The 13,382-nt window shown below is 69.6% G+C and carries 9 protein-coding genes; 8 read left to right on the top strand and 1 reads right to left on the bottom strand.

What is annotated here, in order from left to right:
* The first annotated feature begins 106 nt into the window (after positions 1-106).
* The 6 genes from ABIE44_RS13210 (at position 107) to ABIE44_RS13185 (ending at position 9,422) form a co-directional block, all read left to right on the top strand.
* The gene (locus tag ABIE44_RS13210) at positions 107-1,273 is read left to right on the top strand and encodes an ROK family transcriptional regulator (protein WP_209716920.1); all 1,167 of its coding nucleotides are present in this window, start codon (positions 107-109) and stop codon (positions 1,271-1,273) included.
* Between the two features lie 65 nt (positions 1,274-1,338).
* Positions 1,339-3,267, top strand: a complete 1,929-nt coding sequence (locus tag ABIE44_RS13205; RefSeq protein WP_209716923.1) for an LTA synthase family protein — start codon at positions 1,339-1,341, stop codon at positions 3,265-3,267.
* Positions 3,268-3,353: 86 nt separating this feature from the next.
* Positions 3,354-4,382: an iron ABC transporter substrate-binding protein gene (locus ABIE44_RS13200; RefSeq protein ID WP_354438069.1), complete on the top strand. Its 1,029-nt coding sequence runs from the start codon at positions 3,354-3,356 to the stop codon at positions 4,380-4,382.
* The gene (locus ABIE44_RS13195) at positions 4,379-5,914 is read left to right on the top strand and encodes an ABC transporter permease (protein ID WP_354438068.1); all 1,536 of its coding nucleotides are present in this window, start codon (positions 4,379-4,381) and stop codon (positions 5,912-5,914) included. Before ABIE44_RS13200 ends, ABIE44_RS13195 begins: the two co-directional genes overlap by 4 nt.
* The gene (locus ABIE44_RS13190) at positions 5,911-6,939 is read left to right on the top strand and encodes an ABC transporter ATP-binding protein (RefSeq protein WP_209716926.1); all 1,029 of its coding nucleotides are present in this window, start codon (positions 5,911-5,913) and stop codon (positions 6,937-6,939) included. Before ABIE44_RS13195 ends, ABIE44_RS13190 begins: the two co-directional genes overlap by 4 nt.
* On the top strand, positions 6,936-9,422 hold the full coding sequence (locus ABIE44_RS13185; protein WP_209716929.1) for an AMP-binding protein: 2,487 nt from the start codon (positions 6,936-6,938) through the stop codon (positions 9,420-9,422). The genes ABIE44_RS13190 and ABIE44_RS13185 overlap by 4 nt, the downstream gene beginning before the upstream one ends.
* Here ABIE44_RS13185 and ABIE44_RS13180 read toward each other — a convergent pair.
* The gene (locus ABIE44_RS13180) at positions 9,412-10,689 is read right to left on the bottom strand and encodes a cytochrome P450 (protein WP_209716932.1); all 1,278 of its coding nucleotides are present in this window, start codon (positions 10,687-10,689) and stop codon (positions 9,412-9,414) included. The two genes, ABIE44_RS13185 and ABIE44_RS13180, sit on opposite strands and share 11 nt — an antisense overlap.
* 282 nt (positions 10,690-10,971) lie before the next feature.
* Here ABIE44_RS13180 and ABIE44_RS13175 point away from each other — a divergent pair, with 282 nt between their 5' ends.
* Positions 10,972-11,511 carry a hypothetical protein gene (locus tag ABIE44_RS13175; protein WP_209716935.1) on the top strand — a complete coding sequence of 180 codons (540 nt, stop codon included), beginning with the start codon at positions 10,972-10,974 and terminating at the stop codon, positions 11,509-11,511.
* 73 nt (positions 11,512-11,584) lie between these two features.
* A complete protein-coding gene (locus tag ABIE44_RS13170; protein ID WP_354438067.1) occupies positions 11,585-13,336 on the top strand; it encodes a DUF4012 domain-containing protein in 1,752 nt (583 codons plus the stop codon).
* The last annotated feature ends 46 nt before the right edge of the window (positions 13,337-13,382 follow it).

The raw sequence follows: 13,382 nt of genomic DNA, 5'->3' as shown, positions 1-13,382 counted from the left end.
ACAACGTAGTCGTCAATAGTTGAACGCAAATCGTTTCATCAGCGTTTTCATACGCGCTAGCACACATCTCTTGACGGCTACATACCCGTTGCAGCACAGTTCACCCATGTCTTCCGATTCCGCCACCCGGGCTGCCCCGGGATCCACGGGATCGCTCAAGGTCGCGAACCAGCGCCGGGTGCTGGCAGTCCTCCTCGACCGCGGCACCGAGCCCGCGACGCAGGCCGACATCACCCGCGAGACCGGTCTCGCCGCCGGAACCGTCTCTACGATCGTGCGTGAGCTCGCGGCCTCGCAGGTCGTCGACACCGTCGCCGGATCCGGACGCCGCGGCACCTCGGTCCGACTGGCCCGGGGCGCCGGACTCGTCGCCGGGGTCGACTTCGGGCACAGCCACGTCTCGGTCGCGATCAGCGAGATGTCCGGCGAGGTGGTCGCCGAGTCGCGCCAGCGGCTGACCATCGGCCATGCCCACACCGAGGGCCTCGCCGTCGCGAAGGAGATGCTCACCGCGCTGCTCGCCGAGCTCGGCGCCGACCTCTCCGACGTCCGCAACATCGGGATGGGTCTGCCCGCGCCGCTGTCGAACAACGTGGTGATGAGCTCGGCGATCCTGCCCGGCTGGGTGGGGCTGAACGCGCGCGACGCCGCCTCGGCGGTCCTGGGTGTCGACGTGCTCATCGAGAACGACGCCAACCTCGGAGCGCTCGCCGAGCACCGCCACGGCCACGGCCGCGGCCACGCGAACGTGGTCTTCGTCAAGGTCTCCTCGGGTGTCGGCGCCGGTCTGATCCTCGACAACCAGCTCTTCCGCGGAAGTGCCGGGACCTCCGGTGAGATCGGCCACCTGACCCTCGACGAGCAGGGTCCCCTGTGCCGGTGCGGCAGTCGCGGCTGCCTCGAGGCGTACGCCGCCACGGGCACGGCGCTGGCCATGATGGCCGACCAGATGCCCGGCGCCGGGGTGCCCGCGATCATCGAGTCCGCCCAGCAGGGCAACGTCTCCGCACTGCGGGTCTTCGAGGACGCCGGCCTGCACCTCGGCTGGGGTCTGGCCACGGTCACCAACCTGCTGAATCCCGACGTGATCCTGGTCGGCGGCGACATGGCGCACGCCGGCGAGCTGTTGCTGGAGTCGGCCCGCCTGGGCCTGCGCCGGCACGTCCTGGCCGGCACGTCCACCACGCCGGTCCTGGTTGCCGAGCTCGGCGACCGCGCCTCGATGATCGGCGCGCTGGTGCTGGCCATCGACGCCACCGACCTGCTGGCCTGAGGCTGCCCGGCCGGGGTCTCGACTAGGCTCGACCAGCCGGAACGCCCTCCCTGGAAGTCGAGTCGATGTCTGAAGACACTGCCGTGGCCGAGCCCGAGGCCGCCGGATCAGTGCCGGAAGCGGGCCAGCCGAACCGCGTTGCGAACCTGCTCTGGGCGATCAAGTTCTCCGCAGCAGCGGCGGTGGTCCTCAACACCGTGCTCGACCTGTCGGTGCTGGTCACCTCCGGCCCGCGGTTCTGGCGCTACAACTTCCTCTCCATCTCCTTCGTCGCGGACACCTTCCTGGTCTGGCTGGTGCTCATCGCCCTGGTCGCCATCACCAACCGCGTCGTGTTCAGCGTCGGCGTTCTCGGGGCCTTCGTCGTCCTGATCGCGGTGGCGAATCGGATCAAGCTGAACCTGCGCCTCGAGCCGATCTATCCCAGTGACATCGACTTCATCCGCGAACCCGGCTTCCTGTCCACGATGGTCTCGCCGTCCTTCATCATCGGCGTCGTCATCAGCCTGCTCGCGCTCGTCGGCGGGGCGGCGTACCTGTCGCGCAAGGAGGAGCGAGCCCTTCCCCGGTTGTGGTCGAAGGAGGTCCCGACCGGTCGTCGCGTCGGCTCGGCAGCACTGCGGCTCGGAGTCGTGGTCGTCTCGGCAGCGCTCCTGGTCAGCACCGCGTCGTTCAATCATCCGGGCAACCCGTGGAAGTCGATCTACGAGTTCGGCACGCCGGGCTGGCGCCCCTGGAACCAGCGCACCAACTACGCCGCCCACGGGTTCATCGGCGGCTTCCTCTACAACATGCCCGCGAAGGCGATGTCGGAGCCGAAGGGCTACAGCCGCGCCACGATGGACGCCCTGGCGGCGAAGTACCAGGCCGAGGCGGACCGGATCAACGCCACCCGCACGGGGTCCCTGGACGACACCAACGTGGTGATCGTGCTGAGCGAGTCGTTCAGCGACCCGACCCGGCTGAAGGGTTTCGAGCTCGCCGAGGACCCGATCCCCAAGACGCGCGCGCTGCTCGACCAGACGACGTCCGGCACGATGATGGCCCAGCTGTACGGCGGCGGGACCGCGAACATGGAGTTCGAGGTGCTCACCGGTCAGTCGGTGGGGCTGTTCGCGCCGCAGATGAACTCGCCGTACCAGATGCTCGTGTCCAACGAGGACCGCTACCCCTCAGCGGTCGGCTGGTTCGCCGCGCACGGGCACGAGCCGATCGCCATCCACCCGTACATGACCGGCATGTACAAGCGGAAGTCGGTCTACAAGACCTTCGGCTTCGACGACTTCATCCACGACTCGACGATGAAGGAGCACGACCGGATCGACCACAGCGACTTCATCTCCGACCAGTCGGCCTTCGACGAGGTGGAGCGCCAGATCGAGGCCACCGAGAAGCCGCTGATGGTCAACCTGGTGACGATGCAGAACCACATCCCGATGAACGACACCTACGACGACCCGATGAAGGTGTCCGGCCTGAGTGGCAAGGACGCCAGGAAGGTCGGCAACTACGCCCGCGGGCTGGCGCACACCGACGACGCGCTGGCGGAGTTCCTCGAGGACCTCAAGGCCTCGGACGAGAAGACCGTGGTGATCTTCTACGGTGACCACCTACCCGGCATCTACTCCGGCAAGGTCAAGAGCGACAACCCCGGCGGGACGATGTACCAGACCCCGTTCTTCGTCTGGAGCAACCGCGGCACGAACCCCGTGAAGCAGCTCCCGCTGACCAGTCCCAACCACTTCCTGCCGATCCTCTACGAAGCGGTGGGCGCGCCGGTCCCGCCGTACTTCGCGATGCTGCAGTCGCTCTACGGTCAGGTCAGCGCGCTCGAGCAGGGCCGGATCATGCTGCCGGACGGCACCAAGGTGTCGAGCAAGGACCTGTCGCCGGCCGCGCGCCAGGCGCTCGACGACGCCCGGATGGTGCAGTACGACTTCTCGATCGGGAAGCGGTACGCCGTCGCGACGATGTGGCCCGGCGCTCTGGGGTAGGCGCACGTCACACGGTCGGCCCTGCCCGCCGAGGCACGGGTAGCCTAGACTTACTTAGGCCAACCTAATCTTCGGAGGACCCACCCGTGGTTTCACGCCCCCGTGCCCTGCGCGCCCTCGTCGCCGTGGCGGCCGCAGCTCTCGCCCTTCCTGCACTGGCCGCATGCGGTGGTGGCGACGACGACAAGAACGCCGTGGTCGTCTACAACGCCCAGCACGAGGAGCTGATCGACGCGGTGGCGAAGGCCTTCACCAAGAAGACCGGTATCGAGGTCAAGCTCCGCAACGGGTCCGACCTCGAGCTCGCGAACCAGCTCGTCGCCGAGGGCAAGGCTTCCCCGGCCGACGTCTTCCTCACCGAGAACTCCCCGGCGATGGCGCTGGTCGACAGCAAGGACCTCTTCGAGCCGCTGGACGCGACCACCCTCGACAGGATCCCCGCGCAGTACCGACCGGCCGACGGTCACTGGACCGGGTTCGCCGGCCGTTCGACCGTCCTGGTCTACAACAAGGCGATGGTCAAGGAGGCCGACCTCCCGACCTCGCTGCTCGACCTCGCCGACCCGAAGTGGAAGGGCAAGGTCTCCTTCTCCCCGACCGGCGCCGACTTCCAGGCGATCGTCGCCGGCGTGCTCGCCCTCAAGGGCGAGGCCGCGACCAAGGCGTGGCTCGAGGGCATCAAGGCCAACGGCACCACCTACAAGGGCAACAACGTCGTCCTCCAGTCGGTCAACGCCGGTGAGGTCGCGACCGGGATCATCTACCACTACTACTGGTACCGCGACCAGGAGGAGGCCGGCGACAACAGCAACGACAGCGCGCTGCACTTCTTCGGCAACGCCGACCCCGGCGCGTTCGTGTCCACCTCGGGCGCGGGTGTCCTCGAGAACGGCAAGCACGGCGCCGACGCGAAGAAGTTCGTCGACTACCTCACCAGCAAGGAGGGCCAGCAGATCATCGCCGACTCCTACGCGCTGGAGTACACCTTGAACCCGGAGGTTCCGCTGGGCCGCGACGTGAAGCCCTTCGGCGAGCTGCAGCCGCCCAGCGTCGGCATCTCCGACCTCGACAGCAAGAAGGTCGTCGAGCTGATGCAGGACGCCGACCTGCTGTGACCGTGCTGCCGGCCCGTCGGGGGGCCTCCGCCCTCCCGCTGGTCGGTCTCGTCGTCGTCTTGCTGGCACTGATCCCGCTGGGCTACGTCGTCTACGCGGTCCTCGCCATGGGCCCGGCCGACCTGCACGCGCTGCTCTGGCGTCCGCGGGTCGGGGAGCTGCTGCGCAACACCCTCCTGCTCATGCTCGCAACGGTCGCGCTCACCGTGCTCCTCGGGCTCGGGTGCGCGTTCCTGGTGTGCCGCACCGATCTGCGCCTGCGCGGCTGGTGGCACGGCCTGCTGGCGGCGCCGCTCGCCGTACCGGCCTTCGTGAACTCCTACGGCTGGGTCTCCCTGACCAACGACGTCCAGTCCTACCTCGGCACGGTGCTCGTCGTCTCGCTGTCGTACTACCCGTTGGTCTACCTCCCGGTGACCGGGGCGCTGGTGTCGCTCGAGGCCGCCCCGGAGGAGGTCGCCCGGTCGCTGGGCCGCGGCCGTACGGCGGCGTTCTTCTCCGCAGCGCTCCCCCGGCTGCTGCCCGCCGTGCTCGGAGGCGCGCTGCTGGTCGGGCTTCACGTCCTTGCCGAGTTCGGCGCTCTGCAGCTGCTCAACTACGACACCTTCACGACCGCGATCTACGGGCAGTACCAGTCCAGCTTCGCCAGCGATGCCGGTACGGCGCTCTCCGGCGTCCTGGTGGTGCTGTGCATCCTGCTCCTGACAGTCGAGCTCCTCGGACGAGGGTCGCGCCGGGTCGACCGGGTGGGCAAGGGCACCGGCCGGCGCCCTGAACCCATCCGCCTCGGCTGGCGGACCGTCCCGGTGCTGGGCCTGCTCACCGGGCTGACCGTGCTCGCGCTCGGGGTACCGCTCTACTCCCTGGCGCACTGGCTGCGGGTCGGGTCCTCCACGGCGTTCCCCGTCGACGAGCTGACCAGCGCGCTGGCCAGCACCGTCGGCCTCGCCCTGGGAGGCGCCGCCCTCACGATGGCGATGGCGATGCCGCTGGCCTGGTTGGTCGTGCGCCGACGCGGAGTCGTCAGCACCGTCCTCGAGCGCGCGGCGTACACGGCGAACTCGCTGCCCGGCATCGTGGTGGCCCTGGCGCTGGTAACGGTCTCGATCCGCTACGCCCCCTCGGTCTACCAGACCGTGCCGGTGCTGTTGCTGGCCTACGCGATCCTGTTCCTGCCACGGGCGCTGGTCAGCGTGCGCAGCTCGTTGGAGCAGGCACCGCCGCTCCTCGACGACGTCGCCCGCAGCCTCGGGCTGTCGGCCTGGCGCACGTTCCTGCGGGTGACCGTCCGGCTGGTCGCCCCGGGCGTCGGCGCCGGCCTGGCCCTGGTGTTCCTCGCGGTCAGCACCGAGCTCACCGCGACGCTGCTGCTCTCCCCGATCGGCACGACCACCCTGGCGACCGAGTTCTGGTCGAACTCGTCCTCGGTCCGGTACGGCGCGGCGGCGCCGTACGCGGTGCTGCTGGTGCTCGCCGCGGTCCCCGCCACCGTCATGCTGTCCCGTCAGGTCCGACCAGAGAGGACAGCATGAGTGCCGTCACGGTGACGTCCGTCAGCAAGGCGTACGGCGCGCAGGAGGTCCTGCGGTCGGTGGACCTGCACGTCCCGAACGGATCGATCACCGCTGTCCTCGGCGCCTCGGGCTGCGGCAAGACGACGCTGCTGCGGATCGTCGCCGGCTTCGTGCGCGCCGACTCCGGGACCGTCTCGATCGGCGAGCGCGTCGTCGACGACGGCACGACCAGCACCAAGCCCGAGCTCCGCGGTGTCGGCTACGTGCCGCAGGAGGGCGCGCTGTTCCCGCACCTCGACGTCGCGGCCAACATCCTGTTCGGCCTGCCCCGGCGCGAGCGCACGGCGGCCCGGCTGGGCGAGCTGATGGAGCTGGCCGAGCTCGCACCCGAGCTGTCGACGCGGGCTCCGCACCAGCTCTCCGGCGGGCAGCAGCAGCGCGTCGCCATCGCACGCGCCCTGGCTCCCCGGCCTCGAGTCGTCCTCCTCGACGAACCTTTCTCCGGTCTCGACGCCGGTCTGCGCGCCTCGGCCGGGCGAGCCGTCTCCCGGGTGCTGCGGCACGCGGGCGCGACCGCACTGCTGGTCACCCACGACCAGGGTGAGGCGCTATCGCTGGCCGACCAGGTCGCGGTGATGCGGGCCGGCCGGTTCGTCCAGGTGGCAGCACCGGCAGACCTGTACCTCAGCCCCGTCGACGTCGAGACGGCCGAATTCGTCGGCGGCGCCTCGGTGGTGGTGGGCCAGGTCCGCGCCGGAGTCGCGACGACCGTCCTCGGCGCGATCGAGGTCGGCGCCGCTGACGGACCGGTCCGCCTCGTGCTGCGGCCCGAGCAGCTGGTGCTCGGGGCACCGGGCACCGGCGTACCGGCCACGGTCGAGGACGTCAGCTACTACGGCGCCCAGGTGGTCGTCCGGGTCCGGCTCGAGGACGGCTCGGTGGTCACGGCTCGAGGTTCCTCCACCCGCACGCCCGGGCCGGGCGACCGGGTCGGGGTCACCGTGGACGGCCGCGCCATCACCTTCGCGGAGGACGGTCAGTGAGCCTCGCGCACGACCTGCCCGAGCCGGACGGACTGCTCACCCTCGCCCGCCGCGGTACGGCCACGGCACTCGTGACCGACGACCGGGTGATCTCGCACGCCGAGCTCGACGCGATGGTGACGCGCCGCCTGGAGGTGCTCGGCACCAGCCGGCGCCTGATCATGCTCGAGTGCGGCAACGCCGTCGAACCGTTGGCGACCTACCTCGCCGCGCTCCGGGGCCACCACCCCGTGCTCCTGGTCCCCGACCTCAGCGCGGTTGCTGCGCGCCGCCAGTGGGAGCAGCTGGCCGCCGAGTACCGACCCGACCTGGTCTGCTCCCGGCTCGGCGACCACTGGGTCGACGACGAGATCCGGACGACGACCACGCACGACCTCCACCCCGACCTGGCCGTGCTCCTCGGCACCTCGGGTTCGACCGGTACACCCAAGCTCGTACGGCTCTCGCGCGAGAACCTGCGCAGCAATGCCGCAGCGATCGCGGACTACCTCGGTCTCGACGAGACCTCGCGCGCGGCGACGACCCTGCCGATGCAGTACTGCTACGGGCTGTCGGTGGTGAACTCGCACCTCCAGGCCGGCGGCAGCCTCTGGCTGACCGAGCAGTCCGTGGTGGAACCGGACTTCCTGGACTCCTTCGAGCGCGCCGGGGCGACCTCGCTCGCCGGGGTGCCGTACACGTTCGAGCTCCTCGAGCGGTCCGGCCAGGACTGGCTGGCGGTCGCCGGGTTGCGGCAGGTGACCCAGGCGGGCGGCCGGCTCGCGCCCGCGGTCGTGCGCGACCTGGCCCTGCGTGCTGCCGCGCGCGACGTCGAGCTCGTGGTGATGTACGGGCAGACCGAGGCCACTGCTCGGATGGCCTACCTGCCGGCCGGGATGGCGGCGCAACGCCCGGACTGCATCGGCGTCCCCATCGCCGGCGGCGAGTTCCGCATCGACCACGGCGAGCTCGTCTACAGCGGCCCGAACGTCATGCTCGGGTACGCCCGCACCGCGGCCGACCTCGCCCTCGGCGCGACCCTGACCGAGCTCCGCACCGGCGACCTCGCCGTCCAGCACGACGACGGACTGTTCGAGATCGTCGGGCGCTGCAACCGGGTGGCCAAGCTGTTCGGCGTACGGCTCGACCTCGACCACGCCGAGCACCAGCTCGCTGCGGGCGGGGTCCGGGCGTCCCTGGTCGTCGAGGGCGACAGGCTGCACGTCTTCGCGACAGACCCGGAGGACCTGGACACCGCGCGCGCGGAGATCTCCAGCTCCCACTGCGTGCCTGCTCACGCTGTGCACGGCCACGTCCTGGACGAGGTCCCGCGGACGGCCCACGGCAAGACGGACCTGGCTGCCCTCGGCGCTCTGGCCCGGCGAGCCCCGGCGTCGGCGGCGCCCGAGGACGTGGCGTCGGCGTACGCCGGGGTCTTCGGCCGGGACGTCTCCGATGACGACTCCTTCCTCTCGCTGCGCGGCGACTCGTTGTCGTACGTCGAGACCTTCGCCCGCCTGGAGCGGCTGCTCGGCACCGTTCCGGCGAACTGGCCCGAGCTGACCGTCGCCGAGCTCTCCGTCACGGCCACGCGTCCGCGTCGGGCCTGGGCCTGGCTGGAGACGCCGATGGTGCTGCGCGCGCTGGCGATCCTCCTGGTGGTCGGCTCGCACGTGGACCTCTGGAAGACCCAGGGCGGGGCCCACGTCCTGCTGGCGATCTTCGGCTTCAACCTCACCCGGTTCGCGCTCGCACGGACCGACGCCGCCGAACGACTGACCTCGACCCTGCGCGCCCTCCGGGAGATGCTGCTCCCCGCCGTGGTGGTCATCGTCGGCGTGATCCTGGTCCGCGGCAGCTACGACTGGCCGACCGCCCTGATGCTCAACTTCCTCCTCGGCGAGCGCAGCTGGGACGCCGACTGGCAGCTGTGGTTCCTGGAGACCGCGACCTGGACGGCGCTGGGACTGGCAGCCGCGCTCTGCCTGCCCGGCGTACGGAACCTGCACCGCCGACGACCGTTCGAGGTCGCCCTGGCAGCGGTCGCGGTCGGGGTCGCACTGCGGATCGCACCGCACCACGACCCGGGCGCGGTGGCGCTGTACTCGCCGGCGGCGTCCGCGTGGTGCGTCCTGCTCGGGGTCCTCGCCGCGTACGCCGACACCTGGCCGAAGAAGGCCGTGGCCGCGCTGGTCACCACGGCAGCCACCCTGGGCTTCTTCGACGTCCCGCTCCGCGGGTACCTGGTGATCGGCACGGTGGTCGCGATCCTCGCGCTTCCGCGCCTCCCGGTCCCGCGACCGCTGGACCGTCTCGTCGGCGTCATCGCCTCGGCGTCGATGTTCATCTTCGTGACCCACTGGCAGGTCTACCCCGAGATCGAGGACGCCGGTCACCGGGTCTGGGCGCTGCTGGCGTCGGTGGCCGTCGGGATCGCGTCGTGGTGGCTGTGGACCCAGGGGCGCCGGACCCTGCGAGCCAGGGCCGACGGGTTCAGACGTTGAGCCGGACCGGCAGCGCCTCGAGACCGTAGACGATCGACTTCGCGTGGTACTGCAGGTCGCCGGGTTCGACGGCCAGCTCCATGTTCGGGAACCGCTTCGCGAGAGCCGGGTACGCCGCCCGCAGCTCCATCCGCGCCAGCTCGGCGCCGACGCAGCGGTGCAGCCCGTGCCCGAAGGCGACGTGGTTGGAGGACTCCTTCATGGGGCACATCGCCTCACCCGGGGTCGAGCGCGGGTCGCGGCTCGCGGTCGGCAGGTGGGCGAGCATGACCGATCCCTTCTTGATCAGGTGCCCGCCGACGGTGACGTCCTCCTTCGCGAACCGCGGGAACGCGATCTGCACGACGGCCAGCTGACGCAGCAGCTCCTCGACGATGTCGTCGACGCTGTCGGGATCCTCGGCCAGGGACTTCCACAGCGCGCGGTCCTGCAGCAGCATCACCGTTCCCAGGGCGAGCATCGAGGCGGAGGTCTCCATGCCACCGTTGAAGGCTCCGTCGGCGAGGCCGCCCAGATCGAAGTCGTTGATGGCGTCGCCGTTGTCGCGGATGATCTGGCCGATCAGGCCCGGGCCCGGGTCGTTGCGCTGGCGCGCGGTCTCGGCGAGCAGGAACTCCCGGGAGCCGCCGATGGCGCCGATCGAGCCGGCCCCGCCCTCGGACATGTCGAAACGGGCGCTGCCGAGCTTGCGGAACTTCTCGCGCTGCTCGTCGGGCAGGCCCAGCAGGTCGCAGATCACCCGGAACGGCACCGGGAACGCGAAGGTCTGGACGAGGTCCACGACGCCGTCGGGATCCGTGGCAGCGCCGGACTCGGTCTCGGTCAGCTGGCGCTCGATGATGCTGTCGATCCCGGGCTTGAGGCGGGAGAGCCGGCGCATCGTGAACTCCGGGGTGAGCAGCTTGCGCTGCCGGGTGTGCTCCGGCGGGTCGGTGAACCCGAGGCCGCCGATGTCCCCCTTCTCCACGTCGCCGCTCTTGCCCATGTAGGGCCGGATGTCGGTGGAGTGGTTGACGTTGCCCAGCACCTCGCGCGCCTCGTCGTACCCGGTGATCAGCCAGAGGTCGAGCCCCATGAAGGAGGTGAGCTTCTGGACCGGGTCCTGCTCGCGCGCCGCGGTCAACCGCTCGGTCGGGTTCAGGCCGTCGCGCACCAACGGCCAGGCGACGCTGTCCGGGATCTTGTCGAGCTTCGTGAAGTCGATGCCGCCGCTGCGGGCCACCAGACGCTTGAGGAGGGCGGACTTGAGGTTGCTGAGCAGGCTCATCGGCGGATGGGGCCCTTCGGGTTCGGGGGTTGCAGCCTTGGACTGTACCGAGGCAACACCGCAGCGTCGATTCGGCATTCCTCGGCGGAGTCCGCCAAGAAAATGTGCGCCTTAATGACAGGTATTGATCTGAATGTCCGGATTTGTCAGGGGAATCCCGTCTTGGTGTCTGGACCACCTTCCGACAAAATGATCCCCGCGCCACAGGCGGCGGTTAAGGTTGTACCCGTAGTTCAGAACTTACGTTTCTGACCGCATTCGAACGACATCTGGAGACATTTCATGATCACTCAGCGCATCTCTGCGGCCGTCGGCGCCGCAGTCCTCGTTGTCCTCGGGAGTGCCACGGGTGCCTTCGCTGCGTACGAAGCCCCCACCATCACGCTCGAGGTCACCCCGACCTCCCTGCCCGGTGGTCAGAGCTTCTCCGGCACGGCCACCTCGAACCAGGACTGCTCCAGCTGGGAGATCACGTTCGACGGGCCGACGACCGAGGGCGCCAAGAACGGCTCCGGCACCTCGATCGACTTCACCTACTCGACCACCGAGGTCGAGGACGTCGAGACCGGCACCGTCACCGCGGTCTGCACCTACGACGACGGCACCCGGGCAACCGCTGCCGCCAACCTGAGCCGCAGCGTCGACGTGACGGTCAACCCGACCGGGGTCGCCGGTCCGACCGACGGTGGCTCGACCGGTGCCGGCGGTGACTACGGTCTGGCCAACACCGGTGGCCCGAACATGTGGCTCGCCATCGGTGGCGCCACGCTGACCGCGATCGGTGCGGGTGCTGTCATCCGCAGCCGCCGCGTCGCCGCCTGATCAGCTCTCGATGACGCCCGGCAACGGGTTCGAGAACACGCAGCCTCACCACGACGGGTCACGCTCCAGCAGCGTGGCCCGTCGTTATGTTCTGGCAGCCGTCGGAACTCTCGGGGCCGTGGTCCTCGTCCTGGCCATCTGGATGATCGTCGACGTCCTGCGCGTCCGTGCAGCTTTGAACGACGCCCGCACCCAGGCCAACGACCTCACCGAGCAGTTCAAGGTCGTCGGACCCGGTGGCGAGAACCAGATCGCCGCTCAGCTCGGCCGTGACATCACCAAGGCCCGCAAGATCACCGAGGGCCCGATGTGGTCGCTCGGCGAGAAGCTCCCGTTGCTGGGAGGTGACTTCCAGGTCGTGGCCGAGGCGGCGAGCGCGATCGAGGACGTCGCCAACGTCGGCGTTCCCGGCCTCACCAAGCTCTCCACCGAGCGTGACAACGGCGCACTGTCGGTCAAGGACGGTCGCGTCGACCTCAGCGTGATCCGTCGCCTGACGCCGATCCTGCAGGACTCCGACCGGGTGTTCACCGAGGGCCGGCGGAAGTTCCGCGCGATCGACCTCACCGTCGCGCACGGGCCGGTCAGGTCCGCGCTCGCCAAGGTGCAGGACAAGCTCTTCGAGGCGCAGGAGGCGGTGAGCAAGGGCGCCGACGCGCTCGAGCGTGCCCCGGAGATGCTCGGAGCCGACGGTCCCCGCAGCTACCTCCTGGTGTTCCAGAACAATGCCGAGCTCCGCTCCACGGGTGGAATCCCCGGTGCTTTCGTCGAGCTCACCGCGAACAACGGCGCGTTGATCATCAAGCGTCAGGGCGAGGGCTCCAGCACGGGCTTCTTCGACCCGCCTGCCGTCGCAGTGACCAACGACGAGCAGGCGTTGTACGGGAAGCTGATCGCCAACTACTGGGTGGACGCCAACTTCACTCCCGACTTCCCGCGCACGGCTCAGATCCTGCGCGCGATGTACCGCAGCAAGTACAAGAAGGACCTCGACGGCGTGGTCTCCCTCGACCCGGTCGCGCTCGCCCGCATCCTGCGCGCGACAGGCCCGGTGCAGGTACGTCCGAACGTCGCCCTCAGCTCGGAGAACGTGATCGGCGTGCTGCTCAACGCCGTCTACACCGAGTACCCCGAGGACGACGACGCCCAGAACCTCTTCTTCGCCCAAGCCGCCAAGAAGATCTTCGAAGCGTTCACGACCGGCTCCGCCGACTCCGGCGAGCTGATCAAGGAGCTCCAGGCGAGCCTCCAGGAGGGTCGCGTGATCGTGAACGCGACCAAGCCCGAGGAGCAGGCTCTGTTCGCCGGGAGCAAGCTGGCCGGTGAGCTCCCCGTCGACACCGGCGCGACCCCGAACGTCGGGCTCTACCTCAACGACTCCTCGGCGTCGAAGCTCGATTTCTACATGCGACGCCAGACCACGGTGAAGGCCACGCGCTGCGACGCGGACAAGGTGCAGACCTTCCGGGTCACCACCACGATGAAGTCCGAGGCACCCCGGCGTGTCACCGATCTGGGCCCCGGCGTCGTCGGCTTCAGCAGCGGCTCGAAGAAGGGGCACATGAGCACGGTGCTGACCTGGTACGCCCCGCTGGGTGGCAGGGTGACCGCGCTGAACATCGACGGCCGGCAGGTCTCGGTCAACCGCGCCAAGCACAAGGGCCTGTTCGTCGCGACCGCGTCGATCGACCTGGCCCCGGGCAAGCGGACCAGCATCGTGGCGACGATCAAGTCAGGTCCGGGCCAGCAGAAGGACGGCGTGTTCCGGACGACGCCCGGCGTCGAGGTGACTCCGAACTACGTGAAGATCGACAGCGCCTGCTGATCAGAACCAGCGGGTTGTGTGCCTGAGCGCGTCGGACAGCGCGCGC

This window comes from Marmoricola sp. OAE513, from assembly GCF_040546585.1.
Lineage (GTDB): Bacteria > Actinomycetota > Actinomycetes > Propionibacteriales > Nocardioidaceae > Marmoricola.
The sequence above is the reverse complement of the archived record's forward strand: the minus strand, read 5'-3'. Positions and strand labels throughout refer to the sequence as shown.